Genomic DNA, 20,569 nt, shown 5'->3' with positions numbered 1-20,569 from the left:
CCCGCAAGGTTGTGAATAAGGAAACAGATTTATCAGTAAACTTCCCTTTTTAGAATCTTAAACTGCCTGCATAATACGGCGGTTTTCTCTCCCTCGTTTTGTTCAGGATGAATCATGCTTAACCCCTCTCCATATGGTTGGATATCGCAGTACTTTATTGGTTTCTTCTTTGCGTATGGCGTTTACTTGCCATTTTGGGCGCTGTGGTTTGAAACCCAAGGTGTGTCTGCAACCGATATTGGCGTATTAATCGGTATGGGCTTTGCCACGCGTTGCGTCGCTAATTTGGTGATTACGCCGCGTATCCATAAGGCCGAGCTTCTTCTACCAGCACTGCGTTGGTTAAGTTTGGCGGCGTTTTTATTTATTGGTTTTCACTTCTTTACGGGCGGCAGTTTCTGGCTGATGGCGTTAGCTACTGTGTTGTTTAACCTTTGCTGTGGCCCCGTGGTGCCGCTATCCGATGCGATGGCTAACTATTATGCACGCTTAAAAATGCTCGATTATGGTCGCACCCGCTTATGGGGGTCGGTGGCTTTTATCGCTGGTTCTACCGTGGTTGGCGTACTTGTGGCACGTTATGGCTCTGACATGATCCTCTACACCGCCTTGGCTGGGGTATTTGTTTCGCTACTGATTAGCTTGCGCAATCCCAACCCAATGCCCGTGACGGTTGGTGATGCACATGCCGTCCGGCCGAAACTGACGCAGTTATTGCGTGAGTGGCCAGTGATAAAATTCTTGATTTTAGCGGCGCTAATACAGGGCAGTCACGCGGCGTATTACAGTTTCAGTTCGATTCACTGGAAAGCGGCGGGGCATTCGGAAGAGCTGATTGGCTATTTATGGAGCCTTGGGGTTGCCGCTGAAGTGGCGGTATTTGCGCTCAGCAAACGCCTTTTTTCAGGGTGGTCACTACGCACATTATTTGTTGCCGCGTCGATCGGGGTTGTGGTGCGCTGGGGGCTTATGGCATCGACCACCGCGCTGCTTGCGTTGGGGACGATTCAACTGCTGCATGGGGTGACGTTTGCGATGGCGCATATAGCGGCGATTCAATACATTCAGCACGCACCGCAAAGCAAAATGGTGGCTATGCAAGCGCTGTATAACGCCATTCCACTTGGGGCATTTATTGCTTTGATGACCACCTTGAGTGGCTGGGGTTATGAACGCTGGGGCGCTAATGTATTTTGGGCGATGGCGGCAATGGGCATTTTGGCGCTGTTGATTAAAGTCGAACCCACATCATCCAATGAGTCAGGTACTGAGGTAATGAAAGCGGCGCCTGAAGCACAGAATTAACCTTAACTGATTGAGATTAAAAATTATCCTTAGTTAAATGAAGCCTCTTCTTTGAAGAGGCTTTTTTGAACCGATAAGGATATCAAATGCAAGGATGGATCGTCGTTCCCGTTTCGCTCGCTTACTTAGGCGTGCTGTTTCTCGTCGCTTGGTATGGTGATAGGCAAAGCCAATGGCTGGCGAAATGGCGACCGTGGATCTACAGCTTATCGATCGCGGTCTATTGCACCTCTTGGACTTTTTACGGCACTGTGGGTCAAGCGGCTAGCAACCCTTGGTCATTTCTGCCTATCTACATTGCGCCTATTTTAGTGTTTACCCTTGGCTGGCGTATGTTGGCGCGGCTGATTTTGATTGCGAAGCGCGAACATATTACCTCCATCGCCGATTTTATTGCTGCTCGCTACGGAAAATCGCAAGGATTAGCGGTAACCGTAACTTTGATTGCCGTGGTGGGCATTTTACCTTACATCGCCTTGCAACTGCGCGGCATCACTATGGGGCTTGAGATTGTCGCCCCCAACCTCGCTACGCAATTTGGTTATCAGAATTATCACGTCTCGTGGTTTGTGGTCGCGGCTTTAGCGCTATTTACTATGCTGTTTGGTACACGGCATATTGATAACACCGAGCACCACCGCGGCATGATGATGGCGATTGCGTTTGAATCGATTGTTAAATTGGTCGCTTTTTTAACCGTGGGCGGTTTCATCATTTATCTGGCTTCAAGCCGTGAAACGGTTGATCTAAGTGCGATTGCCCAGCAGACGTATCAAGCGCCCAACTGGCCAACGCTGTTGATCCACACCGTATTAACCATGATGGCGATCATCTGCTTACCGCGTCAGTTTCATACCATGGTGGTAGAAAATGAACGCGCGCAAGATCTACACACGGCGCGCTGGTTATTTCCTCTTTACCTGACTTTGATGGGGTTATTTGTTCTACCTATTGCATGGGTTGGGCAAAGTTTGCTAAGCGGCAGCCCTGCCGATACTTATGTACTCAGCGTGCCTATGTCGGTGGGCGCCGAGCAGATAGCGTTACTGGCGTTTTTAGGTGGCACATCAGCGGCCAGCGGCATGGTGATTGTCTCGACCATTGCATTGGCGATCATGGTTTCTAATGATTTGGTGATGCCGCTTCTGTTGCGCCGCATGCGCTTAACTCAGCGCAACTACCGTCATTTATCTGGGTTGTTGCTCAACATCCGTCGCGGGTTGATTCTATTGCTGCTGCTTGGCGCTTGGGGTTTTTATCAGGCGTTGGATGCGATTGGTTCTTTATCGGCGATCGGTTTTCTCTCATTTGCGGCGATTACCCAATTTGCCCCTTCATTGATTGGTGGCATGTACTGGCGTGAAGGCAACCGCAAAGGCGTTTATGTTGGATTGGCGGTCGGTTTTACTGTGTGGCTCGTAACCTTAATGAGCCAAACCGACATGCTGGCGGGCGATGCACAAACTAACGTTCTGTTATGGATGATCACCCCGCCGGATTGGTTGGTGCAGATGGGGCTGAAAAACTCAGATTGGGGCATGATGCTCAGTGTTGCGCTTAACACATTCTGCTACGTTGTTGTCTCTATGGTGACTCGTCCGAGTTTGAGTGAGCGTTTACAATCGGCCTCTTTTGTCGGTACGCCGCTGCCTGAGAGTGAGAATCTCAGCTTGTATCAAAGCCGCGTGACAGTGGCTGAGCTTGAAATGTTGGCCGCTCGTTTTGTGGGGCGCACTCGCGTTCGCACTGCTTTTCGCCAATATTGGAGCCAGCAGAGAGAGACGTTACTACCTAACCAACAAGCGCCATCTACCTTAATCCGTCATACAGAAAGAGTGCTGGCGGGGGTGTTTGGTGCTTCTTCGGCCAAATTGGTGCTCACTTCTGCGCTGCAAGGACGCAACATGCAGCTTGAGGAAGTGGCGACCATTGTTGATGAAGCATCCGAACTGTACGACTTTAGTCGCGGCTTATTGCAAGGGGCCATTGAGCATATTGGTCAAGGAATTACCGTGGTCGATAAAAAGCTACGGCTGGTGGCGTGGAATCAACGCTATCTCGAACTGTTTGAGTTTCCCGCTGGGCTGATTCAAGTGGGGCGGCCGATTGCGGATGTGATACGGCACAACGCGCAACACGGATTATGCGGCCCTGGTGACCCTGAGGATCACGTGCGGCGGCGGGTGTATCACCTTGAGCAAGGAACCAGACACACCTCGGCGCGTATTCGCCCAGATGGACGAGTTATTGAAGTGCAAGGCAACCCGATGCCGGGCGGCGGGTTTGTGATGAGCTTTAGCGACATCACCGTTTTTCGCGAAGCGGAGCAGGCATTAAAAGAGGCCAATGAAACCTTGGAAGAGCGCGTGCACCAACGCACCCTAGAGCTTGAAACCCTCAACAAACGCTTGGTGGCGGCAACTCAAAAATCAGACCAAGAATCGCAATCAAAATCGCGCTTTTTGGCCGCCGTCAGCCACGATTTAATGCAGCCGTTGAACGCTGCGCGCCTGTTCGCTTCCTCGCTCTCGGAAGTGGCTAAAGAGACGGAAGTGAAAACGTTGGCGGGTTATATAGAGAGTGCTCTGGGCGCGGCTGAAGATCTGATTGGTGATTTGCTGGATATTTCACGTTTAGAGTCCGGCAAGCTCGATGTGCATTCTCATAGCTTTGCTATTAATGATGTATTTTCGAATCTTAACGCTGAATTTAGCGCTTTAGCTAAGCAGCAAGGGATTGATTTTAAAGTGATCCCATCCTCGCTCTATGTGATGTCTGATCCTAAATTATTACGTCGCGTGGTACAAAACTTTCTCACTAACGCGTTTCGCTATAACCCTAAAGGTAAAGTGGTGCTGGGTGTACGCCGAGTGCGAGATCAGGTCAGGATTGATGTTTGGGATAACGGCATTGGTATCGAGCAAGATAAGCAGCAAGAAATCTTCGAAGAGTTTAACCGTGGTAGCCAAGTCCGTTCTGACCAAGGTTTGGGGCTCGGTTTAGCGATTTCAAAAGGCATTGCATATGTGCTGGGTCATGAAATTTCGATGCGCTCTTGGCATGGAAAAGGCAGCGTGTTTTCGCTCTCTTTGACGCGCGCTGAAGCTGTCAAACAGGCTCCGACACTGGCGATAGAACAAGGTATGCCATCTGATCTCAATCATCTGCGCGTACTGTGTGTGGACAACGAAGCTGATATTTTAGTCGGCATGAACGATCTGCTCGCAAGGTGGGGGTGTGATGTCAAAGTAGCAACGGACTTGCTGCAAAGCCTGAAAGCATTAGAAAACAATTGGTTGCCTGATGTTATTTTGTCGGATTACCGCTTAGATAATGGTCGCACTGGTTTAGAAGTGTTGCAGCAGTGTCGCTTGCGGCTTGGAGATAGCTTTGAAGGGGTCATCATCAGCGCTGATCGCACTGAAGAGATGATGGATGCGATTAAATCCAATGGCTTTAGCTTTATTCCCAAACCAATAAAACCACTCAAACTGCGCGCGCTGTTGAATCGAGTCAATTAAGCATGCAGCATAAAGCCGATGCGTGGGCATCGGCTTTATGGGCATCACACTTCACTGCGGAGCGAACATCGAGCATGACGCTCGCAGGTGAAGATTAATGGTCGTGAGCTTGCCCCGCGCCTTTCGGGAAGCGGATTGATTCCACCATTTCTTGCACTTCGGTTGGAACTTCTGCGGTAAATTTATTCACCACAATCGATACCACGAAGTTCAAACACATACCTAACGTACCAATGCCTTCAGGGCTGATACCAAACAACCAGTTATCTGGCGTGCTGGCTGCCGGGTTAATGAATTTGAAGTAGATGATGTAGGTTGCAGTAAAGATAATCCCTGCGACCATGCCCGCGATCGCGCCTTCTTTATTCATCTTCTTGTAGAAGATGCCCAAAATAATGGCCGGGAAGAAGGAGGCGGCTGCCAAGCCGAAGGCAAACGCTACCACCTGAGCCACAAAACCCGGTGGGTTAATGCCTAGGTAACCAGCACCCACAATCGCAATGATGGCGGCTAAGCGTGCGGCTAACAGCTCTTGTTTATCGGTCATGTTTGGTTTGAAGCCTTTCTTCAATAAGTCGTGAGAAATTGACGTCGAGATAACCAATAAAAGACCTGCAGCTGTCGAAAGCGCAGCAGCTAAACCCCCAGCTGCGAGCAAGCCAACCACCCAGTTTGGCAGTTTTGCCAGTTCAGGAGACGCCAATACGATGATGTCACGGTTAATGTTCATCTCGTTGCGCTCATCGCCAGAGTAGAACATACGACCGTCGTTGTTCTTATCTTTCCAGCTTACAAGGCCAGTATTCTCCCAGTTCTTAAACCAAGTAGGCGCGTCTGTTGCGGGTACGCCTTGCATGTCTGGGCCATTAATGGTCTCAATCATGTTCACGCGGGCAAAAGCAGCAACACCTGGCGCTGTGGTATATAGCAAAGAGATGAACAGCAATGCCCAACCTGCTGAGATACGCGCATCACGCACTTTAGGCACAGTGAAGAAGCGAATAATGACGTGAGGAAGACCAGCAGTACCCACCATCAAGGCTGCGCAGATAAAGAACACGTCAACCGTGCTCTTGTTGCCTTCGGTATAAGCGGTGAAGCCGAGCTCTTGAGTTAAGCCATCGAGTTTATCGAGTAGGTAAACATCGGTACCGGTAATGGTTGAGCCCATACCAATTTGTGGCAGAGGGTTACCTGTCATCATGATCGAGGTGAAAATGGCGGGAACAAGGAAGGCGAAAATGAGCACGCAGAACTGTGCAACTTGCGTATAAGTGATGCCTTTCATGCCACCGAGTACCGCATAGAAAAACACGATCCCCATACCGATGACGATACCAACGTTAATATCCACTTCGAGGAAACGAGAGAATACCACGCCGACGCCGCGCATTTGCCCCGCAACATAAGTAAACGAGATAAAGATGGCGCAAAATACCGCCACCATGCGCGCGGTTTTTGAGTAGTATCGCTCACCGATAAAATCTGGCACGGTGAACTGGCCAAATTTACGCAAATAAGGTGCAAGGCAAAGTGCCAATAACACATAGCCGCCTGTCCAGCCCATCAAGTACACGGTACCATCATAGCCAATGAACGAGATGATACCCGCCATTGAGATAAATGAAGCGGCTGACATCCAGTCCGCTGCGGTTGCCATGCCGTTGGCAACAGGGTGAACACCACCGCCAGCAACATAGAATTCACTGGTCGATCCTGCACGGGCCCAAATGGCAATGCCGATATAGAGTGCAAACGTAATACCGACCAGAATAAACGTCCAAGTTTGAATATCCATTTCGTAAACCTCTTAATCTTCCTGCACGTTGTATTTCTTGTCGAGCGCATTCATGCGCACAACGTAAATAAAGATCAAGGCGACAAAGGTATAGATGGACCCTTGTTGTGCGAACCAGAACCCTAGTTTGAACCCGCCTAAATGAATCGTATTAAGTGCGTCGACGAAAAGAACGCCTGCACCATATGATACCAAGAACCACACTGCCAGCAGTGAGCCCATAATTCCCAAGTTTTCCTTCCAGTAGGCTTGAGCATGTTCGGTTGATTGGAACGCCATGACCTTCTCCTTCGGTTTGCATATCGTAGTGTTAATTTAATGTTACGAAATTAAGATAGCAGTGAAAGGGTGGTGGGTCTGTGCAACTTTAGTCGGGAGGTTGTTTTTTTCAATTCATTGTAACTAAATGAAATTCCTCAATTTAGAAGGTCTTTCTTATGTTGAGTAAATGTTAAATTAGCCAAAAGTATAAGATCATAAGCTCTTGATTGGAAAATCGCTCATGGCGAGTTAACGATTTTTTATGTGGTTGGTTATTCATGCCGCGATAAAAACGATCAATGTTTACATAAAGTTGTCTTAAAAACGGATTAAACTAAGGCACAATGGAACGCGAATTTATGTTGGTTATTCAATCAATAATAATTAAATCAATAAGGAAGGAATATGGATGCAATCGCTATCAATGGTTTTTTTCTCGTAGGTGCTTTGCTGATTGCATTAAGTGTGTTGTTAAGTCCAGTCTCTTCTAAGTTAGGAATTCCTATTCTGCTCGTTTTTTTATTGGTGGGTATGTTGGCTGGGGAGGATGGCCCCGGTGGCATCTTATTTGATAATTATCCGATTGCTTATTTAGTCAGTAACTTAGCGCTTGCCATCATCTTATTGGATGGCGGCATGCGTACCCGTGTTGCCAGTTTTCGGATTGCCTTTTGGCCGTCAGTCTCGTTAGCGACGTTTGGGGTGGCGATCACCACCATTCTCACCGGCTTGATGGCGGCGTGGCTGTTTAATTTGGAATTGCTGCAAGGTATTTTGGTGGGAGCGATTGTTGGCTCAACCGATGCGGCGGCGGTTTTTTCCCTGCTTAAAGGGAGAAGCTTGAATGAGCGCGTCGGTTCAACGTTAGAGATTGAATCGGGCACTAACGATCCAATGGCGGTGTTTTTAACCGTGACATTAATTGCGGTACTGGGTAGCCAAGGCGATGATCTCAGCGCAGGATTCTTGCTGCTGAGTTTTATCCAGCAATTTGGCCTCGGGGCTTTATTTGGATTAGCCGGAGGTTGGCTGCTCTGGAAGCTGATTAATAGCAATCAACTTCCAGAAGGGCTCTACTCCATTTTGGCCATCAGTGGCGGTTTGATTATCTTTGCGCTGTCCAATTCACTCGGCGGCAGTGGTATTCTATCCATCTACTTGACGGGTTTATTGCTGGGCAATAAACCGACTCGTTGCCGCTATTCCATTCTGAACGTACTGGATGGGATGACGTGGCTTAGCCAAATTGGTATGTTCTTGGTGCTTGGGTTATTGGTCACACCTTCTGAATTGCTGACCATTGCGGTGCCGGGCTTTGCGCTCGCTTTTGGTATGATTTTGTTTGCGCGCCCCATTTCTGTATGGATTGGTTTATTGCCATTCAAAGCATTTACTGCGCGTGAAAAGTGGTTTATCTCTTGGGTTGGACTGCGCGGCGCTGTACCCATTATTTTAGCGGTTTTCCCAATGATGGCCGGTTTGCCGAATGCGCAGCTCTATTTCAACTTAGCCTTCTTCGTGGTGATGGTGTCGCTAGTGGTACAAGGGGGAACCTTAATGAAAGCGGCCGCTTTGGCTCGCGTTGAACTACCGCCCAAACCTGAGCCAATTTCACGTACCGGTGTTGAGATATACCCGTGCAGCGAATGGGAAATGTTGGTCTATAAACTCAAACAAGATAAATGGTGTATTGGTGAGCCATTACGCAATCTCTCAATGCCTGAAGGAACACGTATTACCGCTGTGTTTCGTGACGAGCAACTGCTTCACCCATCGGGCAGCACCAAGTTGCAAGAGGGCGATGTCTTGTGCGTGTTAGCACAGGAGAAAGATCTCGAATCACTGAGCAACCTATTTAGTGAAGCGCCAGAAAAAGCCTCGTTAGAGCGCTTCTTTGGTGACTTCTTTTTGGATGTGGATGCAAAACTCGTTGACGTTGCTGCTTATTATGGTTTGACGATTGAACACCTCAATCAAGAGATGACGCTCAACGATTTGCTGATCCAAGAGCTCGGAGCCACACAAGTACTGGGTGACCATTTTGAATGGCAAGGTCTGTATCTGGTCGTGGCGGACGTGGCCGATTGGCAAGCAACCAAAGTCGGTTTGCGATTACCTTTAGAAGAGACGTTAGATGAAGCGAGCGAGTAGCCGACTACTCGCCCAACTCATTGAGTAAAATTACTGCTTGGGTACGGTTTTTAACCCCAAGTTTACGGAAAATAGCCGTCATGTGCGCTTTGATGGTCGCCTCAGAAACATTAAGCTCATAGGCGATTTGTTTGTTGAGTAGCCCATCAGAGAGCATGCCTAATACTTTGTATTGTTGTGGGGTTAAGGCGGCAATTTTCTTGGTTAAATCATTACATGCGGCGTGATTGGCAATTAGCCCTTCAGGGAAAAATGGGTCACCGGCTAGGACTTGATTGAGCGCCGAGATCAGCGCGCGCATGTCACTCGATTTAGGAATAAAACCAAAGGCACCGTGGCTTTTTACTTGCGCCACCACTGAAGGTTCTTCACTGGCTGAAATCACCACAATCGGTAAATCAGGGTATTCGGCTCGCAAGTGAATCAGCCCTGACATCCCATTTGCGCCTGGCATTTTGAGATCCAACAGCAGCAAATCCACATCGCTCTGTTTGGTTAATAAGGCTAACAGGGCATCTAGCGAATCCGCTTCCAATAAATTGGCACCGCTTATCGCCATATGCACCGATTGAAATAGCGCATTGCGAAACAGAGGGTGGTCGTCAGCAATGATGATGGTGTAGGTCGAATCCATGACGTTTTACACTTTTAGCAATGTCGTTAAATCGATTATTGACCGCGATTTCTCACTGAACAATCTTTATACGCTAAAAGTCTGAACTGTATCCACTTTTTGTCTGATACTGAGTAGTGACTGAGCCTGATCTGAGAGTGGTGTATGTCAGGCGGTTCGAGAAGAAGTGATGGTGTTCACGCGCCATTATTGCCGACTGTTGCAATGGCTTGCTCAAACAGGCGGCAATAACGGGTACCTTAAAGCTGGTGGGCGATGAGGTGTGCTAAAAAGCGATCGGCTGGCATAAAACCGCTGATACGTGCGTTTGAAACGCGTTCACCTTGCGCATTCCAAAAATCAATCGTCGGTAACCCTAGCACGTTCATCGCCTTGAGCAGCTCAATATCTTGTGGCTGATTTTTGGTGACGTCCGCTTGCAATAGCACAAAGTTTTGCAGTTTCTGCGCGACCTCTTGCTGATGGAAAGTGTACTTTTCAAACTCTTTACACGCCACGCACCAGTCGGCGTAGAAATCGAGCATGACGGGTTTACCTGCTAATTTGGCTTGGCTCAACTGCAAGTTGAGCTCAGCAATATTATTCACCCGAATGAACTCGACATGGCTACGGCTTGCTAGGTTGGTTTGTTCTGGCTTAAACCACACATCCAGTGCAGGTTGCGCTGAAGCAAACAGACCCAATACCGCAATAATGCCAACCATGCTCTGTTTCCAGCCACCAAACGGCAAGCTGTTTTTACAATGATAGAGCCAACCAAACGCGACGATCCCAAGCGCAGACCAGAGCGCTGTCGACCACACTGGTGGCAATAAGCGTTCAAGTAAGAAGATCGGCGCAGCCAGTAAAATAAAGCCAAATAGTGTTTTGACTCTCTCCATCCAGCCACCGGCTTTGGGGAGTAGTTTGTTACCAAATACGGCGACCAAAATCAGCGGAATCCCCATGCCCATAGCTAAGGCATACAGTGCAATCGCCCCTGTGAATAGGTCGCCACTTTGCGCGACATACAGCAGCGCGCCAGAAAGAGGCGCGGTGGTGCACGGTGAGCAAACCAAACCGGAAATCGCGCCCATGGCAAACACGCCAAGACTGTTCCCGCCTTGCTGCTTATTACTCAGGCTGTTTAGCCACGTCTGCACTTTGCTTGGCAGTTGCAAGGTATAAACGCCAAACATCGACAGGGCGAGTAGCACAAATAGGGTACTGAGGCCAATCAGTACATAAGGGTGCTGCATCGCGGCTTGAAATTGTAACCCAGCCGAAGCGACGACTAGGCCAAGTACGGTATAAGTGAGCGCCATACCTTGCACGTAAATAAACGATAAAATCAACGCGCGCCGTGGTGAAAGTTGGCCACGGCCAAGCACGATACTGGTGAGGATCGGGTACATAGGGAGTACACAAGGGGTAAAGGCTAGGCCAACGCCAAGTGCTAAAAAGAGCAGCGGTGTCCACCAAGAATCGGCGAGGCGGCTTGCTAGCCCGTCTTGTTCAGCCACGGGCGCTTTTGGCGAATCTGTTTCGCTTTTCGCTACATTGGCCGCCGTGTTGTTGTCAGAGCGAGTATCGCTTGCCACAGCTTGAAGGTCGATAATTCGCGTTTCTGGTGGATAGCAAAAGCCCGCTTTTGCACACCCTTGGTACTGGATAATTAATTTGGCGTTCGCTGCTGCACTGAGGAGCGGTACGTCGACAAACAGTGGCTCAGTATAAATCTTCACATCACCAAAAAATTCATCGTGATATGGCTGACCATCGAGCATCTCGATTTCACCAAGCTGTGCATTTTCGGCGCTGATACTGATCCGATCTTGGTAGAGGTAATAGCCCTGCTTGACCTGCCAATCTAAGAAGACCTGCTTACCTTGCTGCTCGGCATGAAAAGGAAACGCTTGGTCAACTGGGACAAATTGATTGTCGGCTGAGGCCAAACCGAGGTTGTTACCACTATTGAATGGATTGTCATTGCCGAAGACCGCCAACGCAGGTTGGGAAAGTGTCAGCAGAGCTAGCAGTACAAAGGAAAAGAGTAGGCGCATACAAAAATCGAGTCTTCATTAGGTGAGTGTCATCTTAACCCAATCAGACCGCTTTTCGGCGCAATAAGTTTCACAGTGATGGAAAAATCGTCGCTGATGAGGCAGTGAAGCGAGAAAAGCCAAGTGAGGTTGTGGACCTCACTTGGCTGGGCGATGGGGGTTAAGCGACACCTAGGCGAGTTTTCACCACCGCTTCACACGCTTCAATATTATTGATGTCTTTGGGAATAATAAGCACAGTGTCATTACCACCGACCGTTCCTAAAATCTCAGTGTGGGGATCAATATCAACCAATCGCGCGACCAATTGAGCACTTCCAGGATGAGTTTTTACCACCACAGTGGATTGATTGTGAGTGATAAACTCAATTTGTGAGGCGATAGATGACTCAACACGCACTGGCGCGGTTTCGACCGTAATGCAGTACACTTTTTTGCCGCACGCATTTTGCACTTTCACCACACCAAGTTGGGAAAGCAAGCGTGACACAGTGGATTGGCTAATGCCTTCGTAGCCGAGCTCTATTAGCCTGAGTCGTAGCTCATTTTGGTTAGCAAAACTTTGTTGTTGTAGGATTTTTTTACAAGCGGAAGCTAACGTTTTGTCATCGGTTTGCATTGCGCCGTGGGGGATTTTTCTGTTCACGGGCGGTTCCTTTTATACACGCTACTGCGTCTGGGGTATCGGTGATCCTTACCATGCCAGCACACTCCCAAAGCCATAGAGTGTGAGTTCACGTTATGTTTGACGCCAATGGCGCAACGGTTGAGCATTGCTCTTTTCCCCTCTATAAGTGGTGGGGGATTATTATTGATGCCTGTAGCTTAACATTAATCAATGTGTCGCTTTTTGCGGGGGATCACCAAATAATAAACTAGATTACCGATTGATTTTTGGCGTTTTATGTTGATTTGATGGAATAATATGCACGGAAATATGCAAGATTCGTAAGTTGGTCCAGCGCCGAGTTAGGACGCTGGAGGCTGGCAGGGCTGTAAACGCGATGGATGCGCGCTTAGTGCTGTTTTAGCAACGTTCAGTCATGATTTCGCGCGAGAATACTTTCTCACAATAGTGGCATTTGAGATGCACATTCTCTTGTTTGAGCTGCACTTTAAAGCGGCTCTCGACAGGCTCGCCATGAGAGATGCAGTTGCTGTTTGGGCAACGAAATACGCTGTCAATTCGCTCTGGCAAAGTGAGGGTCAGTTTGTTGACCACTTTATACTCTTCAATTTGATTGACGGTGGCTTTCGGGGCATACAGTGCTAATTGGTTCGCTTGCTCTTTGGTGAGATAAAGGTTTTCTATTTTAATCAGATCTTTATTACCTAACGCAGAAGAGGGTAGGTTTAGGCCAATCGTCACACGTTGATTGGTTTCATTTAACTTAAACAAAGAGAGAATTTTGATCCCAAGGTTGGCAGGGATATGGTCAATCACGCTACCGTTACGAATCGCTTCAACTTGCAATTGGGTCTCTTTTACCATGATGTTATCTCCTACTTATAAGGTTGGGTTAAGAACAAGGGCTAATAAAGCTTCACGCGCATAAACGCCGTTTTCGGCTTGTTGGAAATAGTAGGCGTAAGGTGTTTTATCGACATCGGTGGTGATTTCATCGACCCGAGGCAGTGGGTGCAGCACTTTTAAATTGTGGCGCGCTTCTTTTAATGTTTCTGCGGTTAAGATGTAAGCCGATTTCATATGTGCGTATTCGGATGCATCAAAGCGCTCTTTTTGTACGCGCGTCATGTACAGCACATCCAGTTCAGGCACGACCTCTTCAATGCTGGCGTGCAAACTAAACGCAATGCCAGCCTCTGAGAGCTCTTCGCAAATGTAATCTGGCATCGCCAGCACTTCTGGGGCGATAAAAAAGAAACGTACATTGTTGAATTTCGATAAGGCTTGGGTGAGCGAATGGACGGTGCGGCCATATTTTAAGTCGCCGACGAACGCGACGTTAAGGTTATCGAGCCTGCCTTGCGTTTCATAAATGGAAAACAGATCGAGCAAGGTTTGAGTGGGATGCTGGTTAGCACCATCGCCACCGTTGACTACGGGAACGCCGTTGGAAAACTCAGAGGCTAAACGTGCAGCGCCTTCTTGTGGGTGGCGCATGACAAATGCATCGACATAAGAGGAAATAACTTGCACCGAGTCAGCTAAGGTTTCCCCTTTCTTGGCAAGTGACGTATTGCCGCCATTATCAAAACCAATCACTGTGCCGCCTAGGCGCTGCACTGCCGTTTCAAACGACAAACGGGTACGTGTAGAAGGTTCAAAGAAGCAGCTTGCCACCACTTTATTTTTGAGAAGTTCAGGGTTTGGTTCCGCTTTAAGCCTTGTTGCAGTTTCAACAATCAGCTCCAGTTCCGCGCGGCTCAGTTCTGGAATGGAAATGATGTGCTTGTTAAATAACGAATGCGCCATAACGTGTCTTCCCTCTGTATGGTTCGCTTTGGCTACTAGCCTTTGCGAAATTTTGCTTAAAAAAAAGCCCCCTAAAATAGGAGGCTTCAATAACGTTCAGAACAGAAAAAAAAAACAGCTAACTCGACCGGCGCCGGGTGTAATGGATGGCGTTGATGGGGAGTGCTGCGGTTCATTTTCTGCTCCGTTTAGACAAATTGCGAAGGATTATACGGACAAAAAACACGCTGGCAATACTCTTTGGAAAATATCCAGAAAATGGATTTTTATGCGAAATTAGCTTGATTTCGATGTTATTTACTACGCGTTCACAGCTAAAGCATAAGCGCGATTTGTGAGTGTTATTGACTGAAAAAAAATGCGAGCTTTATTCAAGCTCGCATCGATTCAACATCAAAGAGATGAAGTAGACGATTCATCGTCTACATTCATTATCTACTATTCGTTACCTAAGTTAGCTACCCTAAGTTAGTTACCTAAGGTGGCCACCATCACGGCCTTGATGGTGTGCATGCGGTTTTCAGCTTCATCGAACACGATGGAATGCTCAGATTCAATCACTTCATCGGTCACTTCAACGCCTTTGGCAAGCACTGGGTAGTTTTTCGCAAGCTCTTTGCCAACGGTGGTATCTTCGCCGTGGAAAGCAGGCAAGCAGTGCATGAATTTCACATGTGGGTTACCAGTGGCTTTTAACATCGCCATATTCACTTGGTAAGGTAGCATCAATTCAATGCGCTCTGCCCATGCTTCTTTCGCTTCGCCCATCGATACCCAAACATCGGTGTAAAGGAAATCACAACCTTGAACGCCTTCTTGAACATCATCTGTGAGCGTAATTTTCGCGCCTGTTTGCTTTGCAATAGTGCGACATTCCGCGACTAATTCTTCGGTTGGCCAGAACGCTTTTGGTGCAACAAGGCGAATGTCCATGCCCATTTTCGCAGCGCCCACCATCAAGGAGTTACCCATGTTGTTGCGTGCATCACCGAGGTAGGCAAATTTCATTTCATGGAGGCGTTTGCCACGGCCATGTTCGATCATGGTAAGGAAATCAGCCAAAATTTGTGTTGGGTGGAATTCGTCAGTTAAGCCGTTCCATACTGGTACGCCAGCGTAGGCACCAAGCTCTTCAACGATCTCTTGACCAAAGCCGCGATATTCGATGCCGTCATACATGCGGCCTAAGACGCGCGCGGTATCTTTCATCGATTCTTTGTGGCCAATTTGTGAACCTGATGGGCCTAAGTAGGAGACTTGAGCACCTTGGTCAAACGCTGCTACTTCGAATGCACAGCGAGTGCGAGTTGAGGTTTTTTCAAAGATAAGTGCAATGTTTTTGCCTTTGAGACGAGGCTGCTCATAACCGTTGTATTTGGCTTTTTTCAGCTCAAGTGATAGATCCAATAGGTGCTGGATTTCGCGTGGAGTGAAATCAAGAAGTTTTAGAAAGTTACGATTGCGTAAGTTAAAAGCCATGATCTTTTCCTCATTTGCAACGCTTGCTTCTGATGAGAGGGTGGAAGAAAGCGTTACTATTTGTTTAAAGTTAAAAACAGATTCGGTTTATAAAATAGATTTTAAAAACAATGTGTTAGTCACGCGTAATATTGGTGCCTGCTGTGCCTTCTAAGATGCGTAGGCCATCTTCTAACGCGCCGATCCCAACGACTTTCCCGCCTTGTTGAATGAATTCGCACGAGGCTTCAATTTTTGGCCCCATAGAACCAGCATCAAATTGATAGTTGGCAAGCTCGCTTGGCGTTGTGCTGCGCAGCGCATGTTGGGTTGGTTTACCCCAATCAAGGTAAACGGCGTCAGCATCGGTCAAAATGAGCAGCGCGTCGGCGTTCAATTGTTTGGCAAGAAAGGCAGCAGACATGTCTTTGTCGATCACTGCTTCTACACCGACTAATTTGCCGTTTTCACGTTTGACTGGAATACCGCCACCACCGGTGCAAATCACTAAATGACCAGCACTGATAAGCTGGGAAATCGCATCATGTTCGACGATGCCTATCGGTTGAGGGCTCGGAACCACACGGCGGAAGTATTGGCCGTCGGGCTTGACTGTCCAGTGGTATTTCTCAGCCAATTCACGCGCTTCTGCTTCTTGATAAACTGGGCCAATCGGTTTGGTTGGGTTGGCAAAGGCAGGGTCTTTCGGGTCGACCATCATTTGGGTCAACATGCACGAAATGTTGCGTTCAGGCAGCATGTTTTTGAACTCTTGCATCAACATGTAGCCAATCATCCCTTGAGTTTCACTGCCCAATACGTCGAGTGGGTACGGCGCTACTTTTTTGTATTCGAGACCTTGTAGTGCTAGTAGGCCAACTTGAGGGCCATTGCCATGCACCAGCACCACGTTATAGTGTTTGGCTATTTCGGAAATGGTTTTGACTGCAATTTCAATGTTGCGACGTTGAACATCTGCTTCTAATGGCTGACCACGACGAAGTAGCGCGTTTCCACCTAATGCAACAACAACAGTTTGTTTGCTCATAATTCTATCTCTTCTAAGGTGGGTTGAGGCGTGCAGAGGAAATTTGCCTCAACCCATTTGATTAACCTAAGGGCTAGATACCGTCACGCTCAATTGGGCAGCTCATGCAGCGTGCACCGCCACGGCCACGGCCCAATTCGTCACCAGGAATAGACAGAACAGTGATGCCTGCTTTGTCGTATTTTTCATTGGTATAGGTGTTGCCTTCATAGCCAATCACTACGCCAGGTTTGACGGTTAGGACATTGTTTGCATCGTTCCACTGTTCACGTTCTGCGTTGAAGTTGTCACCGCCCGTTGTGATTAGGTTGAGCTTGTCAACGCCAAGTGCTTTTTCGATGGCGGTAACGAAGTAACCTTCTTCTTTCACGTTTACGGCACCAGACTCATCGCCTGTGAGGCTCCAGCATTTCACATCTTTGCGTACCACTTCTGGGTAAACAGAAAAGGTGTCTTCACGCATGTGTGTCATGACGGTATCTAAGTGCATGCAAGAGCGGTGTTTTGGTAGTTCCATCGCAATGATTTGCTTCGCTTGGCCATGTTTAAATAGGCCCGCAGCTAAGTGTTCAACACCTTGCGCTGTGGTGCGCTCAGACATACCAATCAGTACTGCACCTTTGCCAATCACAAGAACGTCGCCACCTTCAATGGTTGAATTATCGTAATTAATGCTCTCGTCATCACCGAAGTATTTAATGAAGTCTTGGCCCGCAAAGCTTGGATGCCAGCGGTAAATCGCACGCACATGGTTGGTTTCACGTTGACGTGCAGGTTTTGCCATCGGGTTGATTGACACGCCACCGTATACCCAGCAAGACGTATCGCGAGTAAAGAGATGGTTTGGCAGTGGTTCAATGATGAAATCGGTTGGTGCATGCAAGCCTTGCATCATTGAAGAGGATTTCATTGGCATTTCAGCGTAAGACAAACCACCTGTCAGGATTTTTGCCAATTCAAGGTTTGGCAGATCGCTGAGGTAGCAGCGCACGTCATTCGCAAATGTTTTGCCAAGGCGGTAATCCGATACTTGTTGAGTAAGCAGCCACTCTTTTGCGACGGGAACCGCTAGCGTGTCGGCTAATAGATCGGTCAGCAGTAAAACTTCAACACCTTGGTCACGTAGCGTTTGTGTGAATGCATCATGCTCTTTCCCCGCACGCTCTACGGCCAATACATCATCAAACAAAAGGTCGTGACAGTTGGATGGTGTTAAGTGAGTGAGTGAGCGTCTTGGGCGGTGAACAAGAACTCGACGTAATTGACCAATTTCAGAACCAACATATAACTTACTCATAATAGTATCTCTCTTAATTTATATGCATTTATGCCGTTATATTTTTGACATTAAATTCAACTTGTTCTGGATAAATACATAATTATTTCTGTAGGGAATTCAGTATGAATTTATTTATTCACTTCTTTGTTCTGCAATTAATATTACCCTTGGTCTGTATATGTTCTTAGAGGTCCATCACAGAATGATTTATATTGAAATTCGGCGAAAATAATAGTTTTTTAACAATGTTTATGCAGTGTTTATATTGTGAGTGTCATATTTATTACTGCTTTTTTTATGGATGTTCATTCAATTTAAATCTCACGCAGCACTACTCCATATAGGCTCGGTATTTTGGTTGGGAATTTTATGCACCAAAAACACATCGATAATTCATCGAATTGGTTAAGAATATGCACTTGAAAAGGGTATATAGTTGAATGTGAGTCGAAGAAATGGGCTGTGTTAACATAACTTTCTTAATAAAACTTGATCTCACGCAGGCTTTCTAATGTAGATGTTTTGTCTGAATGGGCGTAATAGAGGACGGAAAATGAGAGATGAAATAGCAGGCGATCTGAATTTGGTGATAAAGGAATATAGGCCGCGTTTTATTTAGTCACCAAAAGTGGTTATTTATCCCAGCCGATTGCTATAAAAAAATAGCCATCAAAACTAATGGTTATCTAACGACGTTGAAAGCCATCACTTCCTGATTTGGCTAACGTATCATGTTTAGAACTGGGTAGCTGCGCAGCCAATGAGCCTAAGTCGGCCTGCCAATAAAAAAGCCGCAATCATGCGGCTTTTAAAGGGTGTGGCGCGGTTTTTACCTACGACATATCGTTCATCAGTTTGGCGCTATAGCATCGCACCTAGGCTGAGAGATAGCATAATGAATACGCACAATATGCCTAACAGTGGTGCGACCCATTTCACCCAGCGAACATAAGGTACACGAGCAATTGCTAAGCCGCCCATCACTACCGCAGAGGTTGGCGTGATGAGGTTGACTATCCCTGAAGCCGATTGGTAAGCCGTGACGACAAGGTCGCGGCCAACGCCTGCAAAGTCAGCCAATGGAGCCATGATGGGCATGGTTAATACCGCAAGGCCAGAAGACGAAGGTACAAGGAAAGAGAGAAGAATTTCCAGTAAATACATTACGTTAATAAAAATGACGGATGAAAGGCCAGTAACCATTTGCTCGGCTGAGAACAAAATAGTGTCGGTGATCATCCCGCGGTCCATGATCACCACAATGCCGCGTGCGATACCAATGATCAGCGCTACGCCTAATAGGTCTCGTGCACCATCAATAAAGCTGGTGGTGAATTCCTCTTCACTCATACGAGCAATTAAACCGATAATGATGGTTGCACCCAAGAACATCGCTGAGATCTCAGCCATCCACCATCCAGCAACAGATACCCCATAAATCATCACGCCAAAAGCGGCCGCGAAAATGGTCAAAATAACTTTGCGGGTGGCGGTGAATTCGAGTTTCTCTCCACTTTGGTTGCCAAGGAAGTGAGCTTTGTTCTCTTCGTACTTGTCGTACACAATCGATTTGCTTTGATCTGCTTGCACCATTTTCGCGTAGCGCATCACGTACAGTACACAGATAACCCAACCGACAGCTAACATTGCTAAGCGCAACATGATGCCATCAGTAAACGGAATGCCCGCTGCGTTGGCCGCAATTACGGTGGCAAACGGGTTGATAGTGGAGCCCAGCGTACCGATACCCGCGCCAAGCAGTACGGTAGCGGCGGCAACCAGTGGGTCAAAACGAGCGGCCATCATCACAGGTACGAGTAAGGTGTAGAAAGGTAAGGATTCTTCCGCCATACCGTAAATCGTACCGCCTGCGGCAAACAGCGCCATCAGGATGGGTATCATCAACTCTTCACGCCCTTCAAGCCGCGCTGTTACGCGTTCAATGCCCGCATCAATCGCACCTGTTTTGGTCACTAGGCCCAAAAAGCCACCAATGACCAAAATGAACAGAGACACGTCAATCGCGGCAGCTTCGTAGCTGTTGTGGTCATAAAAGCCGTCAATCGGTGCCATCAACACATCGATCACCCCTTGTGGGTTACCTTCTGCGTGTTGATAAGTTCCCGCAATAGGCACTTCTTTGCCCAGTTCTTCATTCATGGTGCGCTGATACTGACCTGCAGGCACAATCCAGGTTAAAAGGGCCACAAGAGCAATTAGAATGAAAAGGATGGTGTAAGCGGAAGGAAACTTAAAGTTAGCAAAGAAGCCACCTTTAGGTTCCGTGGATACAGTTTGGGTTGTCATAGCGATCTCCTTACACTCAGAGAACAACGAGATTCTGAGTGTGTTCAGCGGCTAATGTTCTTCAGTCTTCCAGCCCATTAAAATATTATCTACTAGGGGTGAAAGAATAAAAAGTTATTGGAACTTCAATTAAATACGTTAAATGAAAAGTTTTAATTATTATTAAGTGAACATAAATGCTCACTTGCTCAGATATCTGTATAAATTCTAAGGTGAGTTTTAAAGCGTAACTTTGTCTTGCTTCACAAAACAATAGTACCGAGTTACACACCATTTTTTTAGGGAATTTAATTTAGGGTAATTGAGTGTAAATAATGGAATTATATTC

At 47.4% G+C, this 20,569-nt stretch carries 14 protein-coding genes; 3 read left to right on the top strand and 11 right to left on the bottom strand.

Annotated elements, in window-relative coordinates; translation table 11 throughout:
- Nucleotides 1–114 precede the first annotated feature (114 nt).
- The gene (locus AACV12_RS15150; protein ID WP_170900660.1) at nucleotides 115–1,305 is read left to right on the top strand and encodes a 3-phenylpropionate MFS transporter; all 1,191 of its coding nucleotides are present in this window, start codon (nucleotides 115–117) and stop codon (nucleotides 1,303–1,305) included.
- An 86-nt stretch (nucleotides 1,306–1,391) separates the two neighbouring features.
- On the top strand, nucleotides 1,392–4,826 hold the full coding sequence (locus AACV12_RS15145; RefSeq protein WP_170900658.1) for a PAS domain-containing hybrid sensor histidine kinase/response regulator: 3,435 nt from the start codon (nucleotides 1,392–1,394) through the stop codon (nucleotides 4,824–4,826).
- A 94-nt stretch (nucleotides 4,827–4,920) separates the two neighbouring features.
- Here AACV12_RS15145 and AACV12_RS15140 read toward each other — a convergent pair whose 3' ends face one another.
- Nucleotides 4,921–6,624, bottom strand: a complete 1,704-nt coding sequence (locus AACV12_RS15140) for a sodium:solute symporter family protein (RefSeq protein WP_013855817.1) — start codon at nucleotides 6,622–6,624, stop codon at nucleotides 4,921–4,923.
- Between the two features lie 12 nt (nucleotides 6,625–6,636).
- Entirely contained in the window at nucleotides 6,637–6,903 is a 267-nt protein-coding gene (locus AACV12_RS15135) for a DUF4212 domain-containing protein (protein WP_013855818.1), read from the bottom strand.
- A 387-nt stretch (nucleotides 6,904–7,290) separates the two neighbouring features.
- On the opposite strand from AACV12_RS15135, the gene AACV12_RS15130 reads away from it, so the two are divergent.
- On the top strand, nucleotides 7,291–9,036 hold the full coding sequence (locus AACV12_RS15130; RefSeq protein WP_013855819.1) for a potassium/proton antiporter: 1,746 nt from the start codon (nucleotides 7,291–7,293) through the stop codon (nucleotides 9,034–9,036).
- 4 nt (nucleotides 9,037–9,040) lie between these two features.
- Here the strand turns inward: AACV12_RS15130 and AACV12_RS15125 are convergent, their stop codons facing one another.
- From AACV12_RS15125 to AACV12_RS15085, 9 genes are all read right to left on the bottom strand, one after another.
- Complete coding sequence (locus AACV12_RS15125) at nucleotides 9,041–9,670, bottom strand: response regulator transcription factor (protein ID WP_013855820.1); 630 nt, start codon at nucleotides 9,668–9,670, stop codon at nucleotides 9,041–9,043.
- A 239-nt stretch (nucleotides 9,671–9,909) separates the two neighbouring features.
- Nucleotides 9,910–11,712, bottom strand: a complete 1,803-nt coding sequence (locus AACV12_RS15120; protein WP_170900656.1) for a protein-disulfide reductase DsbD — start codon at nucleotides 11,710–11,712, stop codon at nucleotides 9,910–9,912.
- A 160-nt stretch (nucleotides 11,713–11,872) separates the two neighbouring features.
- A complete protein-coding gene (locus tag AACV12_RS15115) occupies nucleotides 11,873–12,331 on the bottom strand; it encodes an arginine repressor (RefSeq protein ID WP_088718009.1) in 459 nt (152 codons plus the stop codon).
- A 408-nt stretch (nucleotides 12,332–12,739) separates the two neighbouring features.
- Nucleotides 12,740–13,204 carry an aspartate carbamoyltransferase regulatory subunit gene (gene pyrI, locus AACV12_RS15110; RefSeq protein WP_017042201.1) on the bottom strand — a complete coding sequence of 155 codons (465 nt, stop codon included), beginning with the start codon at nucleotides 13,202–13,204 and terminating at the stop codon, nucleotides 12,740–12,742.
- A 15-nt stretch (nucleotides 13,205–13,219) separates the two neighbouring features.
- Nucleotides 13,220–14,149: an aspartate carbamoyltransferase gene (gene pyrB, locus AACV12_RS15105; protein WP_017042200.1), complete on the bottom strand. Its 930-nt coding sequence runs from the start codon at nucleotides 14,147–14,149 to the stop codon at nucleotides 13,220–13,222.
- A gap of 468 nt (nucleotides 14,150–14,617) precedes the next feature.
- Nucleotides 14,618–15,628, bottom strand: coding sequence for an ornithine carbamoyltransferase (locus tag AACV12_RS15100; protein WP_013855826.1), 1,011 nt, complete (start codon nucleotides 15,626–15,628; stop codon nucleotides 14,618–14,620).
- Between the two features lie 115 nt (nucleotides 15,629–15,743).
- A complete protein-coding gene (arcC, locus tag AACV12_RS15095) occupies nucleotides 15,744–16,655 on the bottom strand; it encodes a carbamate kinase (protein ID WP_013855827.1) in 912 nt (303 codons plus the stop codon).
- A gap of 73 nt (nucleotides 16,656–16,728) precedes the next feature.
- Nucleotides 16,729–17,952 carry an arginine deiminase gene (gene arcA / locus AACV12_RS15090; RefSeq protein ID WP_017046788.1) on the bottom strand — a complete coding sequence of 408 codons (1,224 nt, stop codon included), beginning with the start codon at nucleotides 17,950–17,952 and terminating at the stop codon, nucleotides 16,729–16,731.
- Nucleotides 17,953–18,795: 843 nt separating this feature from the next.
- Complete coding sequence (locus tag AACV12_RS15085; RefSeq protein ID WP_026027156.1) at nucleotides 18,796–20,241, bottom strand: YfcC family protein; 1,446 nt, start codon at nucleotides 20,239–20,241, stop codon at nucleotides 18,796–18,798.
- Between the last annotated feature and the right edge of the window lie 328 nt (nucleotides 20,242–20,569).

It is taken from the genome of Vibrio sp. 2-2(8) (assembly GCF_963888495.1).
Lineage (GTDB): Bacteria > Pseudomonadota > Gammaproteobacteria > Enterobacterales > Vibrionaceae > Vibrio > Vibrio anguillarum.
Note: the sequence above shows the minus strand (reverse complement) of the source record. Positions and strands in the feature narration are given on the sequence as shown.

What these genes read in the sequence shown, in the direction of transcription:
- AACV12_RS15150 (WP_170900660.1), top strand. Translation starts at nt 115, where the DNA reads ATGCTTAACCCCTCTCCATATGGTTGGATATCGCAGTACTTTATTGGT.
- AACV12_RS15145 (WP_170900658.1), top strand. Translation starts at nt 1,392, where the DNA reads ATGCAAGGATGGATCGTCGTTCCCGTTTCGCTCGCTTACTTAGGCGTG.
- AACV12_RS15140 (WP_013855817.1), bottom strand. Translation starts at nt 6,624, where the DNA reads ATGGATATTCAAACTTGGACGTTTATTCTGGTCGGTATTACGTTTGCA.
- AACV12_RS15135 (WP_013855818.1), bottom strand. Translation starts at nt 6,903, where the DNA reads ATGGCGTTCCAATCAACCGAACATGCTCAAGCCTACTGGAAGGAAAAC.
- AACV12_RS15130 (WP_013855819.1), top strand. Translation starts at nt 7,291, where the DNA reads ATGGATGCAATCGCTATCAATGGTTTTTTTCTCGTAGGTGCTTTGCTG.
- AACV12_RS15125 (WP_013855820.1), bottom strand. Translation starts at nt 9,670, where the DNA reads ATGGATTCGACCTACACCATCATCATTGCTGACGACCACCCTCTGTTT.
- AACV12_RS15120 (WP_170900656.1), bottom strand. Translation starts at nt 11,712, where the DNA reads ATGCGCCTACTCTTTTCCTTTGTACTGCTAGCTCTGCTGACACTTTCC.
- AACV12_RS15115 (WP_088718009.1), bottom strand. Translation starts at nt 12,331, where the DNA reads ATGCAAACCGATGACAAAACGTTAGCTTCCGCTTGTAAAAAAATCCTA.
- pyrI (WP_017042201.1), bottom strand. Translation starts at nt 13,204, where the DNA reads ATGGTAAAAGAGACCCAATTGCAAGTTGAAGCGATTCGTAACGGTAGC.
- pyrB (WP_017042200.1), bottom strand. Translation starts at nt 14,149, where the DNA reads ATGGCGCATTCGTTATTTAACAAGCACATCATTTCCATTCCAGAACTG.
- AACV12_RS15100 (WP_013855826.1), bottom strand. Translation starts at nt 15,628, where the DNA reads ATGGCTTTTAACTTACGCAATCGTAACTTTCTAAAACTTCTTGATTTC.
- arcC (WP_013855827.1), bottom strand. Translation starts at nt 16,655, where the DNA reads ATGAGCAAACAAACTGTTGTTGTTGCATTAGGTGGAAACGCGCTACTT.
- arcA (WP_017046788.1), bottom strand. Translation starts at nt 17,952, where the DNA reads ATGAGTAAGTTATATGTTGGTTCTGAAATTGGTCAATTACGTCGAGTT.
- AACV12_RS15085 (WP_026027156.1), bottom strand. Translation starts at nt 20,241, where the DNA reads ATGACAACCCAAACTGTATCCACGGAACCTAAAGGTGGCTTCTTTGCT.